General features: G+C 33.1%; 21 protein-coding genes. All 21 read right to left on the reverse strand.

Annotation, left to right across the window (positions count from 1 at the left end; genetic code table 11):
- Positions 1–53 precede the first annotated feature (53 nt).
- The 21 genes from galE to spoIIQ all read right to left on the reverse strand — a co-directional run bounded on the left by galE (position 54) and on the right by spoIIQ (position 21,098).
- On the reverse strand, positions 54–1,046 hold the full coding sequence (gene galE / locus AC1Q8M_RS22635) for a UDP-glucose 4-epimerase GalE (protein ID WP_001084657.1): 993 nt from the start codon (positions 1,044–1,046) through the stop codon (positions 54–56).
- Positions 1,047–1,130: 84 nt separating this feature from the next.
- Positions 1,131–1,961 carry an SGNH/GDSL hydrolase family protein gene (locus tag AC1Q8M_RS22640; RefSeq protein ID WP_098855431.1) on the reverse strand — a complete coding sequence of 277 codons (831 nt, stop codon included), beginning with the start codon at positions 1,959–1,961 and terminating at the stop codon, positions 1,131–1,133.
- 98 nt (positions 1,962–2,059) lie between these two features.
- Positions 2,060–2,974: a polyisoprenyl-teichoic acid--peptidoglycan teichoic acid transferase TagU gene (gene tagU, locus AC1Q8M_RS22645; RefSeq protein ID WP_001227555.1), complete on the reverse strand. Its 915-nt coding sequence runs from the start codon at positions 2,972–2,974 to the stop codon at positions 2,060–2,062.
- Positions 2,975–3,068: 94 nt separating this feature from the next.
- Complete coding sequence (locus tag AC1Q8M_RS22650) at positions 3,069–3,509, reverse strand: serine O-acetyltransferase (protein WP_001103739.1); 441 nt, start codon at positions 3,507–3,509, stop codon at positions 3,069–3,071.
- Between the two features lie 31 nt (positions 3,510–3,540).
- Complete coding sequence (locus tag AC1Q8M_RS22655) at positions 3,541–4,827, reverse strand: nucleotide sugar dehydrogenase (protein WP_041488137.1); 1,287 nt, start codon at positions 4,825–4,827, stop codon at positions 3,541–3,543.
- A gap of 9 nt (positions 4,828–4,836) precedes the next feature.
- The gene (locus AC1Q8M_RS22660; RefSeq protein ID WP_098855432.1) at positions 4,837–5,907 is read right to left on the reverse strand and encodes a glycosyltransferase family 4 protein; all 1,071 of its coding nucleotides are present in this window, start codon (positions 5,905–5,907) and stop codon (positions 4,837–4,839) included.
- Positions 5,908–5,941: 34 nt separating this feature from the next.
- Positions 5,942–7,420 carry a murein biosynthesis integral membrane protein MurJ gene (murJ, locus tag AC1Q8M_RS22665; protein WP_000720342.1) on the reverse strand — a complete coding sequence of 493 codons (1,479 nt, stop codon included), beginning with the start codon at positions 7,418–7,420 and terminating at the stop codon, positions 5,942–5,944.
- Positions 7,421–7,453: 33 nt separating this feature from the next.
- Positions 7,454–8,617: an O-antigen polysaccharide polymerase Wzy gene (locus tag AC1Q8M_RS22670; protein ID WP_098855433.1), complete on the reverse strand. Its 1,164-nt coding sequence runs from the start codon at positions 8,615–8,617 to the stop codon at positions 7,454–7,456.
- A gap of 31 nt (positions 8,618–8,648) precedes the next feature.
- Complete coding sequence (locus AC1Q8M_RS22675) at positions 8,649–9,896, reverse strand: glycosyltransferase family 4 protein (RefSeq protein WP_492334196.1); 1,248 nt, start codon at positions 9,894–9,896, stop codon at positions 8,649–8,651.
- Positions 9,886–11,841 carry an alginate lyase family protein gene (locus tag AC1Q8M_RS22680; RefSeq protein WP_098855435.1) on the reverse strand — a complete coding sequence of 652 codons (1,956 nt, stop codon included), beginning with the start codon at positions 11,839–11,841 and terminating at the stop codon, positions 9,886–9,888. Before AC1Q8M_RS22680 ends, AC1Q8M_RS22675 begins: the two co-directional genes overlap by 11 nt.
- A 50-nt stretch (positions 11,842–11,891) precedes the next feature.
- Entirely contained in the window at positions 11,892–12,578 is a 687-nt protein-coding gene (locus AC1Q8M_RS22685; RefSeq protein WP_098855436.1) for a sugar transferase, read from the reverse strand.
- A 16-nt stretch (positions 12,579–12,594) separates the two neighbouring features.
- Complete coding sequence (gene galU, locus AC1Q8M_RS22690) at positions 12,595–13,473, reverse strand: UTP--glucose-1-phosphate uridylyltransferase GalU (protein ID WP_000757794.1); 879 nt, start codon at positions 13,471–13,473, stop codon at positions 12,595–12,597.
- 239 nt (positions 13,474–13,712) lie between these two features.
- On the reverse strand, positions 13,713–14,480 hold the full coding sequence (locus AC1Q8M_RS22695; protein WP_098832168.1) for a tyrosine-protein phosphatase: 768 nt from the start codon (positions 14,478–14,480) through the stop codon (positions 13,713–13,715).
- 112 nt (positions 14,481–14,592) lie between these two features.
- A complete protein-coding gene (locus AC1Q8M_RS22700; RefSeq protein ID WP_001207145.1) occupies positions 14,593–15,294 on the reverse strand; it encodes a CpsD/CapB family tyrosine-protein kinase in 702 nt (233 codons plus the stop codon).
- Complete coding sequence (locus tag AC1Q8M_RS22705) at positions 15,284–16,027, reverse strand: YveK family protein (protein WP_000393142.1); 744 nt, start codon at positions 16,025–16,027, stop codon at positions 15,284–15,286. The genes AC1Q8M_RS22700 and AC1Q8M_RS22705 overlap by 11 nt, the downstream gene beginning before the upstream one ends.
- Positions 16,028–16,287: 260 nt before the next feature.
- A complete protein-coding gene (locus tag AC1Q8M_RS22710; protein ID WP_000467945.1) occupies positions 16,288–16,965 on the reverse strand; it encodes a CpsD/CapB family tyrosine-protein kinase in 678 nt (225 codons plus the stop codon).
- 345 nt (positions 16,966–17,310) lie between these two features.
- The gene (gene fabZ, locus AC1Q8M_RS22715; protein ID WP_000931959.1) at positions 17,311–17,745 is read right to left on the reverse strand and encodes a 3-hydroxyacyl-ACP dehydratase FabZ; all 435 of its coding nucleotides are present in this window, start codon (positions 17,743–17,745) and stop codon (positions 17,311–17,313) included.
- Between the two features lie 428 nt (positions 17,746–18,173).
- Entirely contained in the window at positions 18,174–19,175 is a 1,002-nt protein-coding gene (locus AC1Q8M_RS22720) for a rod shape-determining protein (RefSeq protein ID WP_000457978.1), read from the reverse strand.
- A gap of 160 nt (positions 19,176–19,335) precedes the next feature.
- Positions 19,336–19,608, reverse strand: coding sequence for a sporulation transcriptional regulator SpoIIID (gene spoIIID / locus AC1Q8M_RS22725; RefSeq protein WP_000544012.1), 273 nt, complete (start codon positions 19,606–19,608; stop codon positions 19,336–19,338).
- A 308-nt stretch (positions 19,609–19,916) separates the two neighbouring features.
- On the reverse strand, positions 19,917–20,051 hold the full coding sequence (locus tag AC1Q8M_RS22730) for a hypothetical protein (RefSeq protein WP_000008903.1): 135 nt from the start codon (positions 20,049–20,051) through the stop codon (positions 19,917–19,919).
- Positions 20,052–20,192: 141 nt separating this feature from the next.
- On the reverse strand, positions 20,193–21,098 hold the full coding sequence (gene spoIIQ, locus AC1Q8M_RS22735; RefSeq protein WP_001214922.1) for a stage II sporulation protein SpoIIQ: 906 nt from the start codon (positions 21,096–21,098) through the stop codon (positions 20,193–20,195).
- Positions 21,099–21,227 lie beyond the last annotated feature (129 nt).

The following is a 21,227-nucleotide window of genomic DNA, read 5'->3' on the forward strand; positions in this document are numbered from 1 at the left end:
GGGTATTGTCGAACATATTTTGTCGACGATACCCTCTCTTTCACTTATTATATTTATTTAGCATATCCATTCGGTTGCTTTTGATGCCAATTCCAAGCATGTTCAATGATTGTCTTAACATTTACATACTTAGGATCCCATCCTAGCTTCTCTTTCGCTTTCTTAGAAGAAGCAACTAAACGTGCTGGATCGCCCGCACGGCGCGGTGCTACCTCAGCAGGAATTTCATGATTTGTAACCTCACGAACTGCATCAACGATTTCTTTTACACTGAAACCATTACCATTTCCTAAGTTATAGAAATCACTCTCTCCGCCGTTCTGCAAGTCTTTAAGCCCTAAGAAATGAGCCGCTACTAAATCTTCAACATGAATATAATCACGGATACAAGTACCGTCTGGTGTATTATAATCATCACCAAACATCATAATCTTCTCACGTTGACCTAAAGCCACTTGCAGCACAAGAGGAATTAAATGTGTTTCTGGACGGTGATCTTCCCCAATAATACCATTTGGAGTTGCACCAGCCACGTTAAAGTATCTGAAAATCTTATAACGTAAATTAGAAGCTTGGCTATACCAATGAAGCATCTTCTCGATTGCTAACTTCGTCTCTCCGTACGTATTCGTAGGATTTGTCATCGTTTCCTCAGTAATAAGATCCACATCTACCTCACCATACGTTGCCGCAGTAGAAGAGAAAATGAACTTATCTACCTTAAACTCATCCATTACCTCTAATAAACAAAGTGCACCATACACATTGTTATTATAATATTGAAGGGGCTTTTCCATACTAACTCCAACTAAAGAATCAGCTGCAAAGTGCATAACCGCCTCAATATTTTCTTGTTTAAAAACATCCCTTAAAAATGATTTATCACGAAGGTCGCCATTATAAAACTTCGCGCCTTCCGTAATTGCATCTTCATGACCAGTTTGTAAGTTATCTACTACTACTACAGATAAACCTTCGTCTACTAATTTTTTCACAGCGTGAGAACCGATGTACCCGGCTCCGCCGCAGATTAGGATTGAGTTCATTGTTTTCCTCCTACTATTTTCAAATCTCTTAATTATAAAAGGACAAGGTATACGAGAACTCGTACACCTTTTATCTCTCCTTCATTACTTAGCTACAAAATAATCAGTTACATATTTCGCCCAAACGTCATGTCCTTTTGCACTTGGGAAACCAAATTCTTCTTGTAGGTATGGTAAAATACCTTTCGTTGAAGCATCCGGCCATGCTCCCCAATGATCAATATATGTATAATTATTTTGCGTTGCAAATTGTTTTAATGCTTCAATTGCTTTCGGATAATTCTTCGCACCATACACTGGATTTGATGGTTGAATCATAATCGTAGCACCCTTTGCACTAGTAGAAAGTGCTTGAACGAACTTCTGTGTATTTGCTACAGAGTTTCCATTACCAGTTTTACCGTTATCAGTAATAAATGGTGGCTCAAATAAAATTACATCTGGATTCTCTTTCGCAATCTCTTTATCACGTTTATTCGCGATTAACTCTTCTGTGCTCTCACCCTTATATTCCTTTACAGTCACATTCCATAAACCTTTACCGTAAGCAGTTTCTAAATTAGACGTTAACTTAGCTGCCCAAGCACCTTTTTCAGATGAAGAAGCTTCATCACCAACAATAATAAGGTTTACTGCCTTTTTATCCTGGGCAGCTTTCTTTAACTTCTCTTTCACTGCATCTGGCAAGTTCTTCGCATATGCTTCGTTAAAAGATGACTTCGCATCTTGTTTTTTCTCTTCTTTTTTCTCTTCTTTTTTCGCTCCGCTATCTTTCACTTCAGCCTTTGTTTTCGTTACTTCACTCGTTTGTCCTGTTGCATTTGCAACTTTCTTATTCCAGTACAATTTACCGCTCACAATCGAAGCAACAAACAATACAAAAATAACAAGGACAAGTACTGCTTTCTTATTCATCGATTCACCTCATCTATTAATCTCACAATATATAATACTAATATAAATCCATGCAAAAATAAACCCAACTCCTTCCAAAGGAGTTGGGTTATTACATATTACTTAGTCACTTCAAGATGCGCTCTTAACTTATTCGTTATATCTTGTTTTGCTGCATCTGGAACGTAGTAGTACCAAATACCATCAGCCGCTTTGTGGCCGTCACCTGGGATTTGGATTTCTTCACTATTTTGCATGCAATCTTTATAGTTCTTTTGGATATCAAACATTTGATCTTGCGTTAAGCTTGTTTTTACGTTCTTCTCAATTGCTTTTAATACATCACCGTAACTTGCTAAAGAAGATACGCTTGCACCTTTTTTAATTACTGCCTGGATAACTTGACGTTGGCGCATTTGACGGCCGAAATCACCGCGTGGATCTTCGTAGCGCATACGTGTATATTTTAAAGCCTTTTCACCATCTAAGTGTAAATTACCCTTTTCAAAATGTGTACCTACTGATGTAAATTCTAAATCATTATTAACCTCTACACCACCTACAGCATTTACAATATCCTTGAAGCCCGCCATGTTTACTTCAATGTAATAATCAACTGGGATATCAAGAAAATTTTCTACTGTTTTCACAGCCATATCAATACCACCAAATGCATAAGCATGATTAATTTTATCTTTCTTATCCTTTCCAATGATTTCTGTATAAGAATCACGAGGAATACTTGTAATTTTCATAGACTTAGTTTTGGGATTCAAAGTAAATAACATAAGCGAATCTGATCGACCGGTCTCTTCACCTCTTTGATCAACTCCCATTAATAAAATTGAAATGGGCTTTTGATCAGTAAGATTTATTTTTTGGTCACGTTTTTCAGATTTATCGCGATTTAGTGGTTGATGCACGGAATCTAACGTACTTGATACATTAGAATAAACACGATAAACATATATTCCTCCTACGAGTAGAAGCACACCTAGAATACTTAAAACCCATAGAAAAATCTTTTTTCTCACAAACCTTTCCTCCTTATCATTGGTACCTCTTAAGATATGAAGCAACATTTCTCTATCAAATTTTCATAGTAAGAATTTTACTGGCTATCCATATTTAAAGGTAACTATCAATATTAATATCAGTTTTTACTATCTTAGCAGGAATACCCACAACCATACAATTATCTGGAATATCCTTTAATACTACTGCATTTGCCCCAATTACCACATTATTTCCTATTGATACTGGACCTAATATTTTGGCACCTGTACCCACGTAGACCTTATCTCCTAATTTGGGTACATTGTTTTTTTTCGATGTGCCTCCTATGGTAACACCAGCATTAATTATACAATTATCTCCTATTATAGCCCTTCTATGAATGACTATCCCTAGTCCCCCATATCCTAAAGTTGTCTTTTTCCCTATTTGAGCTGAGAATGGAATATAGCAACCAAATATAAAGCGAATAAGATAAGTAATAAAGCTAGGAATAAAGGGAATTTTCCATTCATAAAGTACTCTTGATACCCTATACCATTTATAAACATTCATTTATATCTGCCACCTAACAATTGTTTCATTACTAAATATTTTTGCAAACTAAATTATTAATAGCTTCGTGCAGATTATTATAATTGTAATATAAAATAGCTTTATTACTTATCTGCACACAATTTCTAGTATCGAAAATTATCGGTCTTTCTGCCCTTTTAATTATAATTTCCTCATCCAAATTCTTAAATTCATTATGGTCTGATAAAACTAAAATACATTGCGTTTTATCAACTGCCTCTTTAAATGTTTTTAACTCATAAGGAACTGCTTCTTGTACCACATGTGGATCATAAACCGCCACCTCATAGCCTTCTTTTCCTAGCAATTCTACTATTTCCATAGCTGGACTTTCACGTACATCATCTATATTTCCCTTATATGTTAGGCCCATAACCGTAATTTTACCACGACTTCCTCCTAATATTTTACCAACATTTTCAACTACAAACCTCGGCATAGAGTTATTAATTTCTCTAGCATCACTAATTAATTGAGCGTTTTGAGGGTCTTTCTCAATGATAAAATACGGGTCAACCGCTAAACAATGACCACCAACACCTGGACCTGGAGTGTGTAAATTAACTCTCGGATGTAAATTAGCTAAACTAATAACATCTAGAGCGTTAATCCCTAAATTCGCTGATATTTTAGCTAATTCATTGGCTAATGCTATATTTACATCCCTAAATGTATTTTCCATTAATTTAGCCATTTCTGCAGTTACTGCAGTTGTTGTAATAACATTTCCTTTTACAAAACTCTTATATATATCCGCTGCTTTATTAGCTGAGATTTCATTAATCCCTCCAACTATTCGTGCATTTTCTACTAATTCAATAAGAATTCTTCCAGGTAATACACGTTCTGGACAATGTGCTAAATAAATTTCTTCTCCAACTTTCCAACCAGCCTCTTCTATTGCCGGGGCAACAATATCGTTAATTGTACGTGGTGGAATAGTAGATTCTACAATTAATATATTTCCTTTTTGTAAAAATGGTTTAATTGATTCTACTGCAGATTGTACATACTTTAAATCTGCAGTATGGTCGTAATTATGAGGAGTTGGAACAGCAATAATATATACATCAGCTAATACTGGCTTTAAACTTGCATTTAAGTTCCCTTTTGAAACTTCCTCTTTCACCAGTTCACCTAATCCAACTTCCTCTATATGAATTTTACCTTCATTTACTGTATCAATTATTAACGGATTAACATCTACTCCCGTTACCTGAAATCCTGCCTTTGCAAACATTGCACAAGTTGGTAATCCTATATACCCCAAACCTACAACACATATTTTCTTCATAATTATTTCCTCCTAAGCTTTTTTCATTTCACTATATATACTCATAAATGTATTAAACGCTTTTTCATAAGATAAATAATTAGACGCATAATCAAATGCATTTCCACCAAATTGATTAATTTTATCTGTATCCTCTAACAGATACAATACTCTTTGACATATATTATTTGAATCTTTTTGTATAAATAAGCCATTATCTCCATCAATAATAATTTCTTTTAACCCACCAACTGGAGTACAAAGAACTGCTAAACTAAATTTCATTGCTTCTAATACCGAATATGGTATTCCTTCCCTCCAACTTGGAAGTATAAAAACATGGGCTGTGCTCAAATAATCTTCTTTTTCTTTATCAAATTTTGCCCCTACAAATTTGACTACCTCATGAAGATTATTTTTATCAATGTATTCTATAATTTGTCCTTCTATAGGTCCTGAACCTATAATTGTAAATTCCACTTCTTTATCTTGAAGTAATTTAGCTGCTTCTAAGACTTCAAATACACCTTTTTCTTGTATTAACCTGGATAAAAAAAGGAACTTTACTTTCCCATCAGTAAAGACATTTCTTTTCTCAATTCCTCTAACATCAATAAAATTTGGAACTAGACTCACATTCACTTTGGCATCTGGATAAACATCCTCAAACTCCATTTTTTGATCTTTACTCAAAAAAAGAATTTTTTTGGGTTTAGTATTAATTTTTTTAAATAAAAATCTAATAAACTTATTTTTAAATAATTTCAACTCCGAAAAATAACCACCGTGATATTGGACAATAATATTTTCATGCTTAATTATCGACAGGGTAAGCCATAATTTCATTAAAGAACCATAATAAATCGAAGGATTTAAATGTACCACACTGTCCTTCTTATTTTTCGTCACCTTTCTCAATCTCCATATTTTACTGAACTCTTTAATCTTTCTTAACAAGAAATTTTTTTCGTTCCCTCCACTAATATCGTGTATCAGAACAGACTTCCCACCTTCTTCAAAACAAGTTTGTAAAGTCCTTATATGAGTAGCAACGCCCCCCATAGAATCAGTCCCTGGCCCAACCAGAATAATTTCATCCTTCATAAAAGCTATCTCCTTGGGTTAAACCTAAATATTTTTATTTAAATTTAGGTATTAGTCTAAAAATCCATATTAAACTACCATATATACTGATAACTATAAAAGAAATTACAGTAACTATTAATAACAGATTATCAGTATACCTATAAAAAATTTCTAAAAATACCTTCGCTACAACAAACGTAATACAACTAATCATTAAATATTTTATTAAAAAGAATTTATTAACATTCAAATAACCACTCATCTTCAAATTTTTATATAAATATAAGCTTGAAATTAATACTGATAATGGTGTACTTGCTGCTAAACCATAAATCCCGTAAAAATAAGACAGTACTATACCTAAAATAAGGTTGAGTAGAAACATGTATAAGCTGTTCATTAGTAGTATTTTTGTATCATTTAAGCAAAAATATATTTTGATAAATAGTTCCCTAAGACTCAAAAAGATTATTCCTAAGGAATAAATTCCAAAACATGTTGCTGTCAAAGAAACTGCTTCCTTAGAAAAACTTCCCCTTTGATAAACTATTTCCACTAATTCTTGCCTTAAAACAAACATTACTATTGCGATAGAGGTCATTAATATTATGATTACTTTGAATAAACCTGCCACATATATCTTAAATTTAGCTAATTCATTATTATTAAAAAGACTAACTAATTTAGGGAAAAATACAGTAGTAATTGCCATTACTACTACTAAATAAGGTAAATTATATAATCTATCAGCAAAATACAAAATAGAAATACTACCATTTTCCATAAATGATGCTATAAATCTATTAATTAATGCTCCTATCATTTGTACCATAGATAAAAGTGTTGCCGGTATCAAGATTTTCACAAATTTATTTAAATTTTCATCTACTTTAAAATCCAATCTAAGATTTAGCCCATATTTCAAACTAAAGGGTAATTGAATTAATAATATGGTTAAAGAACCAATAACAGTGCTCAAAGTTACTGCATAAATTCCACCAATCCCGGAAAAACAAACTATTGAAATTATGATTATTAAATTATTTGGTAAATTTGACCACACATCAATTGCAAATTTATTAGAATATTGCAGTATTCCACTTGAAATAGCAATAATCATACTACTAATAACCATCGGCATAGAGAGCCTTAATAACTCTGATGCTAACTCTATAGTTTGAGGTTCTAACCCAGGAGAAAATATTTTAACAATCGGTTTACTAAAAACAAGTCCTAGAAAAAGTAATAGAATTGATGTTAGCAATGTATATGAAAACACCCTAGAAATAAACACCCTTTTTTCCTGAACCTTTTCTTCTAATGAACTCAACACTTTAATTATAGAGGTTGCATATCCCACCCCTAAGAATTGAAATAGTATTAAAGGGATGGTAAATGCAACCAAATATGCGTCGGTTATTGGTGAAGCACCAAATTTATATGAAATAGCCACTTCCCTTATAAACCCTAACATCTTAATAAGGATATTGCCTAATGCAATTACACCGACATACTTAATAATTTTTTTCATAACCTACAGCTACTCCACCCTTAAGAAATATTATTATTTTATATCAAACTTCTTAATTGCAATCCTTATTAATATATAAATTGGTATTATGGAGAACATAAATATTATTAATAAAGATCCAAAATCTAGTCTTGGAATTATTAAGAATGTATAAATACATATACCATAAATAATCTTATAGCTAGATTTACTAAGACCATCTATAAACTTAGATATATATCCAATAAAAAGGGCAACTAAAAATATACCAGCCCAAGATAAGAATAAGTAACTTTCAGCTACAATGGAACCTGCATATCCTATATTTTGGCTATATTCATATGGATGGAAGTTAAATGTATACCATTCAGGGAATGCCAAAAGTTTTTCCCCCCCAAGTAACGATCTTGGGACCATCACGATAATAGATCCTAGTATAACCTTTAAATCCAACCCCATACTTTCTACATAGTTCATTGTATCGACTAGTATCATGGAAATATATTTCCCTTCAAACCCCGTATCGAGCGCTATCCAATCCCAATCGAAATTATTACTAATAAAGGTCATGGTTTCAGCCAAAGTTGAATTTTGATAAACTCCTCTAACTTTACCGAAAATACCAAAGATAAGATATCCTAAAACCCCAATTATATAAATACTAATTACATTCCTCAGCTTAACTTTATTTGGAATAAAAAGTGCAGCCAAACATATTGCCACCAAAATAATTTGTCTTCTCTTCATAAGAATAAAAAAGTAAAACCCACAATAAATTATTAAAAGTAGCAGTAAGAATATTATTGCACTCTTCCTCTTTTCTTCCTTGAAACCCTGAAGTGCTATAAGAAGGCCTAATGGTAACCACTCAAAAAAAACTGTGATGTATCCCTTACCTCTACTATTTAAGTACCCTTCAGCATATTCTGTTGTTCTAAATACCGATATATCATAATACATAAAATGACTTAGTAACCCAACAATAAACATTGAAAACCCTAGTTTTATTAGTAACTTATTATTTAAAGAATACGTATCTCGACTAATTTTATATATTGGAATGATTTTCACATACATTCTGCCAATAACTATTCCTATTAAAAATATACATACAGCCAATTTATTTTTAAAATCCCCTTCAAAAAATGTATTCCAATAATAAAATATGAGGGTTATTATAACTATTAAATAACTTTTAGGAATTAACTGCACTTTCATATAACTAATTACACCTATCTTCTATACAGATTTATTGGGACGATACTTTCTTAATAATCTCCATATATTTTTTAGCCAAGTGCTCTCTATCAAATTTAGCTTTTACAAATTCATATCCAGCACTACCCATATTCTTAGTTTCATATACATTTTTTTGTAAACTATCCTGAACAACCTGTTGAGCTTCCTCTAAATTTACTGTATTAACAATAACCCCACTCTTTGCCTCTTCTATTATATTACTTGCTTCTCCTATTGGCCCAAAATAAATTATTGGCTTGGCCTTACCCATTATATGAAATATCTTTGATGGCACTGTATTTTTAAAGGCCTTATTATTTTTCAAAGAAACTATAAGAAAATCGCATTTTTCGTAATAGACGTCTAATTCGTTTTTTTCCATATTATCCATTAGTTTAATGTTTTTGAGGTTATTACTTTTAATATATTCATTAAGAGTCTCTTTTTCTGCTCCGTCCCCTATAAACAACAGATTAACTTGCATATTACTAATCTGTATCTTATTAAATACATCTATAATAAACTGTAAGTTTTGAGATTTTCCCAATGCCCCAAAATAACCTATAGTAACTTCTTTTTTAGAATTATTCTTCACCAATCCATAGTTATTCTCTTCAATTTTAACTCCATTATATATTACTGAGATTTTTTCCTTAGGAATTCCTTCCTCTACTAATTCCTTCCGAAACCCCTCTGTTACAGTTACAATATGCTTCGCATGCTTACAAAACAATAATTCAATTCTCCTAACAATTTTGTAAGCAAAACTGGATTTTGATTTTCCATTAGCCACCATTTGCGAGTATGTTATATCCCTAAATTCTACTATTAATGGTTTTTTTAGTATTTTCGAATACAATATACCTAAAAATGGAGCAAATATTGTGCCCGTAGTTGCTAAAATCATATTATAATCTTGACCAATTTTTTTACGATTAAATAACATATTTAATACCCCAAAAAAAGGAAAACTCAAATAACAAATTAACCTATTAAAAATATTCGTGTTTTTCCTAGCCAAAACTTTATTTCTAATAATTTTAACTCCTTCTTTTGTTTCAATATCAATCAATTTATTGGCATACCCTTCAAAAAGAGTTCCCGTTGGAAAGTTGGGATTCCCAGTAAAAATAGTTACATTATGTCCTTCACCAGCCCAATATTTAGAATTCTCATAAGCCCTAAATGCTGCAGCCGCACGCTCAGGATAATAAAATTGGGAAATATATAATAATTTCATGTAATATTTACCATCCATTCTCCTTATTAATTTCACAAATTTTGTCTAGCTTTGTATCGTACTCATATGAAGTATCTGTAGTATTAATAAATATTACTGATCCATTATCTAAAATATTTATTTTATCTCCATATAAATCTACCACTGTAATATAGATTGCTTCACTTCCTACAGTAGTATTTGATTTTATATTCTTGAGCATCTTATGTATATTAAATTGCTCTGCTCCCTTACTATCTTTTATCTTCATATCAAAATTTGTTTTAACTATCGTATTCGAATTCTTAAATTTAATACCTCTGGAATTTATTTGATCAAATTCCTCTCCTAAATAATAATTAACCTCTAAATTATGCATTTTCTCAAAACGTCCATACACCTTGTCAACAAATATAATACCTATATTTTTAAAGTATATAACCGTTCGTCTATGAAATAACTTAGAACCTTTTAAAGTCTTTGTATAGCCGTCATGCTCTGCACTTATATGTACATAACTTTCGCTCTGATCATATTTTATTATATGAGAATATGCCCTCTTGGCAGTTCTGAATGCTTTCCATACCTGAGAACTTGAAATACCATCAATACACAAAGTATTATGTGCAGCGGTAGATCTTAAATAATCCCTTTCTTTCGAAATTTGATAAGTATACGTTCCAGTGTCAACAAAAACTTTTTTTTCACCCAATGTCAAAATCACATTCAACGAATCTGCATGTGTATGACCTAAGTTATAATCTGGCCCACAACTTCCACAATCAAATAATAGATACAACCCACCTATTCCTTCTAATGAATCTTTAATAATATAGTATCCACCATGTTCGTGAACACTAAGACCAGCACAAGTCACGGGATTTCTACGCATCTTTTGTATCTTTTTTATTCCCTCTGTACCAAACAGCATATATGTATAAGTACTTGTTTTTTCAGGACAATATTTTAGATATTTTGAATCCGAGTACAGTAAACTTCCACATTCAAGAATATTTGAAGCTTGTATTGGATAATCTAATGTGGAATCATTTATAAGTGGTATTTCAGAATTAGGCATCATAAATTCATATAAACACTCAAACATTTTATGAATTTGGTCTATAAAATATTTCCCCTCATCCTGAAATCCATTTCTATTTAATAGAATTCCAACCTCCATAAAATGCATCAAAACCTCAATATGATATGACGAAGACATTTCATAGTGCATTCCACTTTCAAGGACTTGTTCCTGAAGCTCTCTTTTTAATAGATTTATTCCGGTTTTAATAATCGAAATTTCATTTAAAAAGACCCCTCCGAAGACTAGACCTTTCCCATCCATTATCAGATGATTTGCCCCCAAGTATTCTTCTATGTTTTTCTCCAAAAAATTAACGTGTGTTTTAATTATATTTCCGTATTCTTTCTTATATCTCTTTTTACTAGCTTCATCTAAAACCGAGAAAAACAAAGATATATTAAAAACCCTCTTAGCTACCACATATGGGTCCCATAAGTTTGAATCATAGTGACTTTTATTAGTATGCCACCAGTCTAATATATATTCCGTCCCCTTTTCCATCCATTTGATATCCCTATCAATTAGATATGCGTAAGAGAAATCATTCAAAAAGTCAAAATAATTTAAATTAAAATTCCATAATCTATAATCAAATGGGTTAGCACTCCAGTCTATTCTTCCCTGAAATCCAAAACTCAAATTATTAAGAAAAGTAAATTTTTTATTGTATAAATCATTTACTTTTTGGAAATCTACTACTATTTCTGAAGAATTCTTTAAAGAATTGACAACCATTGAATCATAATATGTAAAATTATTCTTTACATTATCTACTTCCAGCAATTGAATTTTTCTTGAAGTTTTTTTTCTTAATTGATAAATAATGCGTGATTTGATCTGTTTTCTTCTCATAAACTTAACTGTATTGTACACCAGTTCAATTTTCTCTAATTTATACACTTTTACACTTCCCTATTGTTAAATCGAAAATATACAATAACACCTTAAAATCAATATGCATTTTTATCAAATAACATTACTCCTACTGTTTTTATAATAATTTTAAAATCTAATATTAAGTTTCTATTAATTATATACTCAATATCTAGTTCCACCATTTCAGCAAAGCTCAGGCTGCTTCTCCCACTAATTTGCCAAATGCCTGTACACCCAGGTTTCACCATTAATCTTTGGCGATCATAATTAGTATATTCCTGGACTTCTCTTGGTAGTGGTGGCCTCGGACCAACTAAACTCATTTCTCCCTTTAAGACATTAATTAGTTGTGGTAACTCATCAATACTTGTTCTACGAATAAATTTCCCTATCTGTGTCACACGAGGATCATCCTTCATTTTAAACATTGCACCCGACACTTCATTCTGAATTAACAAATCCTCTAAGCGTTTTTCTGCATCTGTAACCATAGAACGAAATTTATACATATAGAAATTACGTCCATTTTTACCCATACGAATTTGTTTAAAAAATACAGGGCCCTTTGGATCTTCATATTTAATAAGTATTGCTACCATAAGAAAAACCGGAGATAAAATTATTAGCCCACACAATGCCCCCATAAAGTCCACACATCGCTTTGCCAATATATACCCTTTACGGACAGGTACTTGCTCACAAACTAGTATTTCATTTGCTTCTTTTTTCAGTTTATTCTCTGATACTTTTACCAAATTCAAAATTATTCCACCTCACCTATATATTTTTTCTCTTCTTCAAAATTCCATCCATATAATCTATTAATGACTCTCTTAACTCTTCATTTTGTAATGCCATCTCAATTGTCGTCTTAATAAATCCAAATTTCTCCCCAACATCATAACGAATCCCTTCAAAGTCATAAGCAAACACACGCTGAATTTCATTTAATCGTTGAATCGCATCTGTTAATTGAATTTCGCCGCCTGCACCTGTTTGTTGATTCTCTAGAAACATAAAAATTTCTGGTGTTAATACGTAACGACCCATAATAGCTAAGTTTGATGGTGCTGTTCCTTGCTCTGGCTTCTCTACAAATTGACGTACTTGATAACGTCGATCATTTTGTTCAACTGGATCGATAATACCGTAACGATGCGTTTCATTTTCTGGTACTGTTTGTACACCTATAACAGATGATTGTGTTCCTTCATATTGATCCATTAATTGACGTAAACATGGCGTTTCTGCTTTCACAATATCATCACCAAGTAATACCGCAAATGGTTCATTTCCAATAAATTTACGTGCACACCATACTGCGTGTCCTAAACCTTTTGGTTCCTTTTGTCTTATATAATGAATATTAATTTTTGAAGAAGCTTGTACTTTTTCAAGCATTTCATACTTCCCTTTTTCTAAAAGGCTTTGTTCTAATTCAAAAGAATGATCAAAATGATCTTCGATTGCGCGCTTTCCTTTTCCTGTGACAACAATAATATCTTCAATTCCTGATTCCATCGCTTCTTCTATTATGTATTGAATTGTCGGTTTATCAACGATAGGTAACATTTCTTTCGGCATCGCTTTCGTTGCTGGTAAAAATCTTGTTCCCAGACCAGCTGCTGGAATAATTGCTTTTCTTACTTTTTTCAATTGTAGTCCCCCTGCATCCTTTTATTTATATGTAGCAATAACAAAAACCCTACCTATAGAGTCATGTTTATAACTCCATAGGTAGAGTTTCTATTACAAATAAATTATGGGCATCTAACCCACCCTCACGTCATACTCCCGACGACAAGCGTCTAAGGTAGGTTCGAAATAAAAATTTCTACCCACAGCACGACCGAGTGCCCCCCTTGATAACGGTTAGGAGACATCACCAATTTTATTTAAAAAATACCGAACAATTTTTTACGGCGAATTTGTTCTGGATCTTCTTTGTAAATTGCCTTCCCGCTAATTAATAAGTACGGATTTTCTTTCAAATCACTCATAACATTCATTCCGAATTCTTTCTCAATTAATTCATAACTTTCCGCTAAATGAAATCCTCTTGACGTTGTGTTATGTGCATCTGAAGCGACCATATGTGTTAAATTATGTTCTACAAGTTGTAGTGAAAACTTTTTAATTTTTTTACCGAATTTCCCTAATAAACTACCTGCCGTTACTTGCGTTAATGCCCCTTTATTTACAATGTTATATAACTTATCTGGCCGCTCGATTAACTCGGCATTACGCTCCGGGTGAACAATAATTGGAATCATTCCCTTTACACGTAATTCGTATAATAATTGTTCGGCATAACGAGGTACATGATTCGATGGAAATTCAATGAATATATATTTATTTGTTTCATTTAAAGTAACGATTTTATCAGCTTCATAGTCTTCTAATAAATCGCCATATAACCTGACTTCTTGCCCAGGTAAAATAGTAAGTGGAATATTATGTTGTTGTAGTTCATCATTTAGTTGTTTTACGTGATGAATAATTGGGGTACGTTCATTTACATATTTTCCATTTTGATGGTGCGGCGTTGCGACAATTGTATGTATTCCTTCCGCTACAGCTTGTTGTGCCATTGCTAAACTATCTGTTACTGTCTGTGCACCATCATCGATACCAGGTAAAATGTGACAATGTAAATCTATCATTTGTTTCATCATCCCTCTCTCATATAAAAATCTTTTTTCCCTTGAATATGAGAGATTTCTCATGTTCAAGGGAAAAAAGGAGATATGTTTCAACCATATCTCACTCTTTTAATTAGTTTGCACCGTAATAATAATATAAGCCTTCTTCACGTTCACGATCGTTTAGAACAACGCCTAACAATTTACCTTTAGCCGATTCTAACAATCCCTTTGCTTTTACTGCTGTTTCTTTCTCTGTTGATTCACTACGAACAACAAGAATCGAAGCATCACATACATTTGCCATAATTTGCGCATCGGTAACAGCTAAAATAGGCGGCATATCAAAAATAACTAAATCATACATGCTGTATGCTTGTCCAAGAAGTTCTTTCATTGATTTTGAACCTAACAATTCGGCTGGGTTTGGTGGGATTGGGCCACAGGCTAAAAAGTGTAGATTGTCTACAGATGTCGTTTGTACACATTTTTCTAAATGTTCACTATGTGTTAATACGTTCGTGAGTCCAAAAATATTATCAACTTGGAACATTTGATGCATTGCTGGTTTACGCATATCTGCATCAATTAATAATACTTTTTTTCCTTGTTGAGCAAACACAACTGCCATATTCGCTGTCGTTGTCGTTTTCCCTTCACTTGGGTTTGCAGACGTGACCATTAATGAATGTAAATTCGTATCAATAGCTGCAAATTCAATATTCGTTCGAATATTACGATATTGTTCTGAAATTGGTGATTTCGGTTGTTGATGAGCAATTAATTGACGACGTTGACGATGATTCTTTTTCTTTTTAAATAAATTAAGAGCCAATTGTTTGTCCCCTCACTTTTCTTGATGATGGAGCGTGTGATTTCACGTTCATTGTTTCTTCATCCATACGAGCAACGATACCTAGCACTGGTAAGCCAAGTAAGTTTTCTACATCTTCTTCTTTCTTCACTGTGTTATCTAAGTACTCCAGTAAGAATGCAAGACCAACTGAAGCCATTAAACCAACAACGAAAGCAATTGCTACATTTAGCATTGGACGTGGTTTAATTGGAGATAAATTTTCTGCAACTTCTGCTTTAGATAGCACTGTTACGTTATCAACGTTCATAATTTTTGCAACTTCACCTTTAAATACATCTGCAGTTGCATTAGCAATATCACGAGCTAGTTTCGGATCTTTATCTTCAGCTGTTACAGAGATTACTTGTGAATCCTTTTCATTCGCAACATTAATCTTTCCTGTTAGCGCTTGAGATGTCATATTTAAATTTAATTTTTCATTCACTTGTTCTAAGATTACTGGACTTTTAATAATAACCTTATATGTATTCGTTAATTGAATATTCGTTTGAATTTCACCAGCTTGAATCATTGCCCCTTCTTGCTTCTTCTGGTTAACAAGAATTTGCGTCGAAGATTGATAGATTGGTGTCATGAAGAAAAAGCTAATGATAGCACTTACAATAGCTGCACCAAAGGCGATTACGAGGATCATTGCTAAACGTTTTTTTAAGATATGAAATAACTCTTTTAAACTAATTGTTTCTTCCATAGGTTCCTCCAACTTTCTAAAATTTACACATAGGAAAAATTATAACATATAAATCTTACATTTTTTATTTTTAATAATTCAGTTCTGTATTTGTTCACAAGAAACAAGTTTAATCTTACAAAATAATCTTAAATATGACAACACATTCCAATCATTTTCCAAAATTTTTATTTTATCACGTTTTTCATACTGTGTAACTTGATAAAGAATTTTCAGAAAACAATAAAAAGCTAACAAAATTTTTGTTAGCTTTTTATATTTTAGTAATAACCATACTGTTCTTTTTCTTCTCTTTTATCGTTTAAAACAACACCTAGTAGTTTTCCTGATGCTTTATCTAATATTTGTTTCGCTTTTACGATTTTATCTTTTTCCGTCTTTTCACTTCGTACAACGAGTACGATTCCATCACATTTATTCGCAAGTATTTGTGCATCTGTAACCGCAAGGACAGGTGGTGTGTCAATTAATATAATATCAAACATGTTATATGCTTCTAGCAACGCCTCGTCCATTGCCCGGCTCCCTAATAGTTCTGCTGGGTTTGGCGGGATTGGACCTGCTGCCATTAAGTATACGTTCTCTATATCTGTTTTTTGAATGCATTGCATAAGTTTTGCTTGTCCTGATAATAAGTTCGTTAACCCATTTGAACTATGAATAGCAAATAAGTTTTGTATCGTCGGCTTACGCAAGTCAGCTCCAATTAATAAAACTTTCTTTCCTTGTTGTCCGAAAACAACTGCTAAGTTTGCGATTGTTGTTGTTTTCCCATCACCTGGATCTGCTGAAGTAACAATAATAGAACGAACATGATTATCTACAGATGTAAACTCAATGTTTGTACGAATGTTACGGTATTGTTCTGTAATACGCGATTTAGGCTCTTTATGTGTAATTAATTGTCGTAATGGTTTTCTTTTCTTTCTCCCGAACATATTCATAATCTCCTTTTGTGAAATGCGACATTTCCCTTTTCTCTCTCTTATGCTCGATTTCATACGTCTAATTAATATTCTTGCTGATTTCCCCACATTTCATCATAATCAATAACATTCTACTTTGTCTTATTTAAGTACCTTAACAATATGACAATGCCCTTATTTCTTTATTACCTTTATCACTTATCCTGTTTTCTAGATAAACAATAAAGTAAGTATATGGTAATTGCCATCTATTTACAAGTAATTTTCTGATTAGTTTGTATATTATCGTTTCATCGTTATATAGCAGAAATTAAAAAAATCTCCTTGTCTTTTTACAAGGAGATTTTTTAGTACTATCTATTCTTTTTTATCACCAATCGCAAATGTAATTTCTGCCTCACATGCAACTTCACCATCTACTGTTGCGATTGCTTTTCCTTTTCCAATTGGGCCGCGTACGCGTGTCATTTCTACTTCTAGACGAAGCTGATCACCTGGGCGTACTTGTTTTTTGAAACGGCAATTGTCGATACCTGCAAAGAAAGCAAGTCTTCCGCGGTTTTCTTCTTTCTTTAATACTGCAACTGCTCCGACTTGTGCTAATGCTTCTACAATAAGTACACCAGGCATAACTGCATAGTCAGGGAAGTGTCCATTAAAGAATTCTTCGTTTGCGGATACATTTTTAATCCCAACCGCTCTTTTTCCTTCATCTACTTCTAATATTTTATCAACAAGTAAAAATGGATAGCGGTGAGGAATGATTTCTTTAATTTGTTCTATATTTAGCATGTAACAATCGCCCCTTTTGTAATATTGGTCTTACCACTTGGACATATTGCTATTATCCCATTTTGTTTATTGTTTGTCATTACAAAGTAACATTTTATATTTAGTACAACTTCCTAAAAAAAATGCACACACTCTATTCCATTAAAATAGTTGCACATTTTTGCAACTGACACGGAGGTGGAAAAGAGTGTATGCCCAAATTAGGGAAAGGCAATATGTATTGAAACATTATTTGCCTTAATGTCGTATTCGACTCATTATATTATAAACGTTTTCAATTAAGGAAATATTAAATTTAACCATATATATGAATATTTTACCTGTTTCCTTCATATTTCTCTATTTTCCTTCCATTTTCGCAAAAAAACAAAATAAAAAAATATAAAAACGAAAAAAAGAACTAAGGCATCAGCCTTAGTTCTTTCAAATTATCTCAAAGCACGCTTTGGTAATCTGTCGATATTCTCTAACATAATACCTGTACCAACCGCAACGCAGTGCATTGGGTTTTCAGCAATTAATACTGGTACTTTTAGTTCTTCTGCTAGAAGCATGTCGATACCGTGTAGTAAAGCTCCACCGCCTGTTAAAATAACACCGCGATCGATGATATCTGCAGATAATTCTGGTGGTGTGCGCTCTAATACGCCTTTTGCAGCTTGTACAATAACAGCTGCATTTTCTTTTAATGCTTCTGTAATTTCTTCAGAGCATACTGTAATTGTACGTGGTAAGCCTGTTACCATGTCACGTCCGCGAATTTCAAGTTCTTCGCTACGTGCACCTGGGAATACTGTACCAACTTTAATTTTAATATCTTCTGAAGTACGTTCTCCGATTAATAGCTTATACTTACGTTTAATATAGTTTAAGATCTCCATATCAAACTTATCGCCAGCCATTTTGATAGAGGAAGAGGTAACAATATCACCCATAGATAGTACAGCGATATCTGTTGTACCTCCACCAATATCAACAACCATGTTACCGCTTGGTTGGAAGATTTCCATACCAGCACCAACTGCGGCTACTTTTGGTTCTTCTTCTAAAAATACTGTTTTACCACCTGAACGTTCAGCAGCTTCACGAATTGCTTTTTGTTCTACTGATGTAATATTTGTTGGACAACAAATTAAAATACGAGGTTTTGAAAAGAAGCTCTTTACGTCCAATTTGTTAATGAAATACTTTAACATTGCTTCTGTAATTTCGAAATCTGCGATTACACCATCTTTAAGTGGACGAATTGCTACAATATTACCAGGCGTACGTCCCACCATACTTCTCGCTTCTTCACCGACTGCTAATACTTTACCACTATTACGATCAATGGCCACAACAGATGGCTCATTTAATACAATACCCTTACCTTTAACATGAATTAATACGTTAGCCGTACCTAGGTCAATTCCGATATCTCGCGCAAACATTCCCGTTTTTTCCTCCTCGATATTCAAAATCAGGTTACACCCGAATTCTTTTCACCTAATTTCTGATTTTATCATAAATTTAACAGAAACGTAATATTCGCAAAAAGAATTCTTCTGAAAAATATTACCGAATGTGAACGGAATGTTTGCTACTGTAACATTATTGACGTACAGGCTTCTCTACATCTTCTTTTCTATACTTTTGTTTTGTTGCTTCTCCACCTCTTAAATGACGAATAGACTTATGATAATCAAGAATTTCTTTTACTTCATTTGCGAGCTCTGGATTAATCTCTGGTAGACGTTCTGTTAAATCTTTATGGACTGTACTCTTTGATACCCCAAATTCCTTTGCAATGACACGCACTGTCTTTCTTGTCTCCACGATATACTTACCAATCTTGATAGTTCTCTCTTTGATGTAATCGTGCACACCACTCGCCTCCCTAATTTGGATGTGAGAAGGGTGAAATGAGCCTCGCTGCATACGACTAAGAAGTAAGTGTGAGTGCTGTTTGTAAGCGTTAAACATTCTTGGATTTATAATGAAATGATTCACGATTTCTCACCTCAAACACTCTCTTTGCTTTGGTTTATACCATTGTATTGCCCGCACTACTGATATATGCTACATGTTCACTATTTTTGCGGACTAAGTTAAGAAAAATTACATTTTTTTGTGAGAAATACGTTAAAACTGACTATTATGGCCAAAAAAAATGACACCTTGTATAAAAGGCGTCATTCTTCTCGTTCCAATTCTTCTTCTAACAACTGATGGTGGGGAACCTCTTTCTTACCGGCAATATAATAATATAAAGTGAATAAAACAAACAATAAAATAATAGCAGTCGACAGAACAAACAAAAATGACACAGTATCCCCTCCCTTTTGTAATATATATTCGAGAATCTCGTCATTTTTCCTTGTTTTTACAAATTTTTTCTCGAAATTGATTATTTTTATATAAAAATAAAAAAATCAATTCTCTTGATGAGAACTGATTTTTTCACTTTATTATTCTTGTGAAGAAGAATCGTTAGATGATTCTGTAGAACCGTTTGTTGATTTTTCTTCTTTCTTCGGTTCTTCTTTTTTGTCACTAGTTGAACCGCTTGTTGATTTCTCTTCTTTTTGAGACTTGTCTTCTGTTTTATTTTCTGGTTTCGTGCTCGTTGACTTCTCTTCTTTTTGAGATTTGTCATCAGCTTTTTTACCAGAAGCATTCGTAGCCTTTGCAGCACCTGCATCAGCTTTAATTTCTGTTACTGATTTATTTAAGTAACGTTCAGGGTTCACAGCCACATTGTCTTTACGTACTTCAAAGTGAACGTGAGAGCCTGCCTCTTTATTCATTGCACTTAGACCGGATGTTCCTAATACTTCACCTTGTGCAACTCTTGCACCTTTTTCTACTTTCACACTGCCTAAGCTTTGATAAGATACCGCTACACCATTTCCACTATCAACTGTTACAACATAACCAAGAAGTGAATCTTTTTCAGCTTTCGTTACTGTACCACTTAAAGCAGCGGCAACATTGAATTCTTTTCCATTCTTCGCAGCAATGTCAATTCCTTTGTTTGGGGAATATGTGTTGTTATAAAAGACAAGTGCTTTTTCTTGTTCCGCCTCAGTTGCTGCATCTTCATAGAATTTCTTTTGTACGACTACTTCCGCATTCGCGGCAGCTGGCATTTTCACTACTTCTGAAGATTTCGTTACTGGTACTGCTGGATCTTCCGATTGTGTATACGGTGTTGCTTGATCGTGGTTTGGAGTCTTCTTCGGATTAGCTCCTTGGAACCATAGCGCAACCATTAAGATTACCGCTGCACAAGCAATGTATAGTGCCGGAAACACCCATCTTTTTTGAAATAAATGTACTACCTTTTGCGACTTTTTATTATTTCTTCCTCGCATTCCATCATCACCTCAGCAATCATTTTGAACAATATTCACGTATCCTATACAACGTATAACTAATTACTTTTCGACAAAATTTGTAAAAATATGTATAAGAACTGTAAAATTTCCGAGGAAATGATAGAA

This window comes from Bacillus sp. GW823-FHT06A10 (assembly GCF_058795375.1).

What these genes read in the sequence shown, in the direction of transcription:
- galE (WP_001084657.1), bottom strand. Translation starts at nt 1,046, where the DNA reads ATGAACTCAATCCTAATCTGCGGCGGAGCCGGGTACATCGGTTCTCAC.
- AC1Q8M_RS22640 (WP_098855431.1), bottom strand. Translation starts at nt 1,961, where the DNA reads ATGAATAAGAAAGCAGTACTTGTCCTTGTTATTTTTGTATTGTTTGTT.
- AC1Q8M_RS22650 (WP_001103739.1), bottom strand. Translation starts at nt 3,509, where the DNA reads ATGAATGTTTATAAATGGTATAGGGTATCAAGAGTACTTTATGAATGG.
- AC1Q8M_RS22660 (WP_098855432.1), bottom strand. Translation starts at nt 5,907, where the DNA reads ATGAAGGATGAAATTATTCTGGTTGGGCCAGGGACTGATTCTATGGGG.
- murJ (WP_000720342.1), bottom strand. Translation starts at nt 7,420, where the DNA reads ATGAAAAAAATTATTAAGTATGTCGGTGTAATTGCATTAGGCAATATC.
- AC1Q8M_RS22670 (WP_098855433.1), bottom strand. Translation starts at nt 8,617, where the DNA reads ATGAAAGTGCAGTTAATTCCTAAAAGTTATTTAATAGTTATAATAACC.
- AC1Q8M_RS22675 (WP_492334196.1), bottom strand. Translation starts at nt 9,896, where the DNA reads ATGGATGGTAAATATTACATGAAATTATTATATATTTCCCAATTTTAT.
- AC1Q8M_RS22695 (WP_098832168.1), bottom strand. Translation starts at nt 14,480, where the DNA reads ATGATAGATTTACATTGTCACATTTTACCTGGTATCGATGATGGTGCA.
- AC1Q8M_RS22705 (WP_000393142.1), bottom strand. Translation starts at nt 16,027, where the DNA reads ATGGAAGAAACAATTAGTTTAAAAGAGTTATTTCATATCTTAAAAAAA.
- AC1Q8M_RS22710 (WP_000467945.1), bottom strand. Translation starts at nt 16,965, where the DNA reads ATGTTCGGGAGAAAGAAAAGAAAACCATTACGACAATTAATTACACAT.
- fabZ (WP_000931959.1), bottom strand. Translation starts at nt 17,745, where the DNA reads ATGCTAAATATAGAACAAATTAAAGAAATCATTCCTCACCGCTATCCA.
- AC1Q8M_RS22720 (WP_000457978.1), bottom strand. Translation starts at nt 19,175, where the DNA reads ATGTTTGCGCGAGATATCGGAATTGACCTAGGTACGGCTAACGTATTA.
- spoIIQ (WP_001214922.1), bottom strand. Translation starts at nt 21,098, where the DNA reads ATGCGAGGAAGAAATAATAAAAAGTCGCAAAAGGTAGTACATTTATTT.